The sequence below is a fragment of the Phycicoccus sonneratiae genome (genome assembly GCF_016887965.1).
In the GTDB taxonomy this organism is placed as follows: domain Bacteria; phylum Actinomycetota; class Actinomycetes; order Actinomycetales; family Dermatophilaceae; genus Phycicoccus; species Phycicoccus sonneratiae.
This window is the reverse complement of record NZ_JAFDVD010000031.1, coordinates 1-1,694: the sequence shown is the minus strand read 5'-3', so window position 1 is coordinate 1,694 and position 1,694 is coordinate 1. Positions and strand designations below refer to the sequence as shown.

Here is a 1,694-nt window from a genome sequence, read left to right as displayed (position 1 = left end):
CCGCGGCATAGGAAGACGTTGAGCGTCTTCGGTCTGGCGTGGGGAACGTCCTCCTGATGCGCTTGACGGGCTTGGTGTCCCAAAGAGCAGAAGGAGGACGTTCATGAGCAACGGTAGTGGTGTCTCCCGTGGGGATCGGAACCGCAACGCGCGCCTGTCACAGCTGCGAGGAGCGGTGCCGGTGACCAACGCGATCGTCGGGATCGACCTGGGGGATCGCAAGCAGATGGTCGTGGTGACCGACCACGACTCCAAGGTGCTGGCCCGGCGCACGTTCCGGGTCAAGGCCTGGGACCTCGGCGCCGCGCTGGACTGGGCGGCCGAGCGCGCCGCGAAGGCCGGGTTCGCCTCGATGACGGTCGGATGCGAACCGACCGGGCACCGGTGGCGGGTCCTGGGCCAGCTCGCCGAGCAGCGAGGGATGTCGTTCGTGTGCGTGCAGCCGGCGGTCTCGGCGTGGGTGCGCAAGACCGAGGACCTGACCAGCGACAAGACCGACGACAAGGACGCGGTCCTGATCGCCCGGCTGGTGGCGCAGCTGCGCTGCTACCTGCCCGAACCGGTCGACGAGACCTGGGGCCGGCTGCGGCACCTGGGCACCCGCCGCGAGCAGCTGATCGAGGAACACGTGCGGTGCGTGCAGCAGGTCCGCGACCTGCTCGAGTGCGTGTGGCCAGCCGCGCTGGAGGCGGCGAACTGGCCGTTCCGCTCGGCCACCTGGGTCGCCGCTCTGGCCGTGGTCGTCGGCCGCGACGGCGGGAACCTGGAACGCACCCGCCGGCACGGGGTGGCCCGGTTCGAGCGCGCCGTGCGTAAGGAGGTGACCCGCCGCGGCGGCCAGCGTCCCTGCCTGCGGATCGTCCGTCGCCTGTTCACCGCCCTGTCCGACAACGCCGGGGTGCTGGCCCACCGACCGGCCGCGTTCGAACGGATCGCCTGGGTGCTCGCGGACTGGGACCACGCCAAGGCCAGCCTGGCCGACACCGAGGCACGCATGGTGGCCGTGCTCGACGAGCTGGGCCTGACCGAGCTCGCCACCTCGATCGACGGGCTCTCGGCGGTCGGGGCAGCGGCGATCCTGGCCGAGACCGGCGACCTGACCCGGTTCACCTCCGCCCGGGCCGTGGTCAAGCACGCCGGCCTGGCCCCGCGGGAGAGGAAGTCGGGCACCTTCACCGGCCGGGCCCGGGTCACCGGCGCCGGCCGCCCGCTGCTGCGCGCCGCCGCCTGGCGGGCCGTGTGGGGGTGCCTACAGACCAACCGCGTGTACGCCGCCCGCTACCGCCACCTCACCACCCGAGAGCACAACCGGCTCACCCCGACCCAGGCCCAGGCCGCCGTTGCCGGCGCGATCCTGCGCCAGCTCCACTTCGTGATCACCCACCGCCAGGCGTGGGACCCCGTCATCGCCGCCCACGGCCAACGCGCGATGGAGGTGGCTGCCGCATAACCCGATTCGCGCCCATCCGTATCTCAGCCTGACGCACCTCAAGGAGCTGGGGCGGGGCGAGCCTTCCGCGGCATTGAGAACCAGCAGGTATCTCGTCGCTCATCACAGGCCGCCCCGTCCCGTCGTCGACACAACCCGATCACACGCTGCCGAGCACACCTCGATTACCGCTATGCAGGGACCGACGACCAGGACCCGGGCACCCGCCCAGCCCTTGACGCTAAACACCTCACGCTGATGAGCG

At 71.5% G+C, this 1,694-nt stretch carries 1 protein-coding gene; it reads left to right on the top strand.

What is annotated here, in order from left to right; translation table 11 throughout:
• Positions 1-181 precede the first annotated feature (181 nt).
• Positions 182-1,450, top strand: a complete 1,269-nt coding sequence (locus tag JQN70_RS19705; protein ID WP_204133099.1) for an IS110 family RNA-guided transposase — start codon at positions 182-184, stop codon at positions 1,448-1,450.
• Positions 1,451-1,694: the final 244 nt, after the last annotated feature.